The organism is Blautia sp. MSK18_10 (assembly GCF_020553185.1).
Taxonomy (GTDB): domain Bacteria; phylum Bacillota; class Clostridia; order Lachnospirales; family Lachnospiraceae; genus Blautia_A; species Blautia_A wexlerae.
Map to the genome: position 1 here is coordinate 1 of NZ_JAJCGT010000109.1, position 1,252 is coordinate 1,252.

Below are 1,252 nucleotides of genomic sequence, written 5' to 3' on the forward strand. Positions count from 1 at the left end.
ACTCCAACCTGATCTACTCTGCATTTGATCCACGTTTCAACGTTGTTTCTCTTCCATTCGTCTATGATTCTTACGACGATGCAGATGCGAAATTCGATGGCGAAGCTGGTGAAAAACTGAAAGAAATCCTTGGCGAATACGGACTCCACTGCATGGGTATCGCAGAAAACGGTTTCCGCGAGATCACAAATAGCAAACATGAAATCAAATCTGTAGATGATATGAAGAACCTGAAGGTTCGTGTAGCAGGTTCCAACCTTCTGATGGAATGCTACAAGAGATGGGGTGCTGATGCCACCAACATGAACTGGTCAGAGACTTACACAGCACTTCAGCAGAACACGGTTGAAGGTGAGGAAAATCCACTTCCTGCTATCGACGCAGCAAGCGTTCAGGAGGTTCAGCCTTACTGCTCCATGTGGGATGCGATTTATGACTGTCTGTTCTTCTGCATCAATCAGGATATCTATGACGGCCTCACACCAGAACAGCAGGCAGTTGTTGACGAATGTGGCCAGAAGGCAGTTGAGTATGAACGTTACATCAACCGTTCCAGCGACAATGAGATCAAAGAACGCTGGGAATCCAAAAACGGCGTAACCTTCACAGAGAAAGCAGATATGGATATCGATTCCTTTAAAGAAGCTGTAGACGGCGTAGACGAATGGTTCGTAAATGAGCTGAAGAGCCAGGGCTACGAAGACGGCCAGGATCTGGTTGATCTGTTTACCAAATAATCCTTACGGTTACAAAACTCCATAAAAATAAATGAACAGGGTATGAAGTTTCATCAGATTACGATGAACTTCATACCCTGTTTTGTTTTTAATAATATAGAACGTAAAGTACTTGATATCTTCTATTTTTCACGTTATACTGAACAAGTATAATTGAACAGACCCGGATGCAAAGTTTCGCCCCCTGCCCTCCAGTTTCACGAAAGGAGGGTGATGCCCGATGAACACAATGGAAGCCCTTACTTTATTGTTAGTAATTTTTACGGCATTGACTTACATAGATCAACATAAAAAGAAATAAGCATCCCACCGCCCAAAGTTGGATGCTTAATTTCTTTACTCATTAATTATACCGAGGGCAACCGGAACACGCTTCCGATCATCTTCTAAGTAGATTATACAATGGGGCACCTGATTTTTCAAGTGCCCTTTTTTATAAAGTAAAGCAGACATTCGCAATCGTTACTGTTCACTCCGTTCACAGTAACGTAGCCAAAATTCATTCCAGATTGCCT

Annotated in this window: 1 protein-coding gene; it reads left to right on the forward strand. The window is 42.8% G+C overall.

The window, feature by feature from the left end; genetic code table 11:
* Positions 1 to 737: TRAP transporter substrate-binding protein DctP (dctP, locus tag LI074_RS17015; RefSeq protein ID WP_173679716.1), on the forward strand; the 737-nt coding region annotated here is incomplete at its 5' end.
* Positions 738 to 1,252 lie beyond the last annotated feature (515 nt).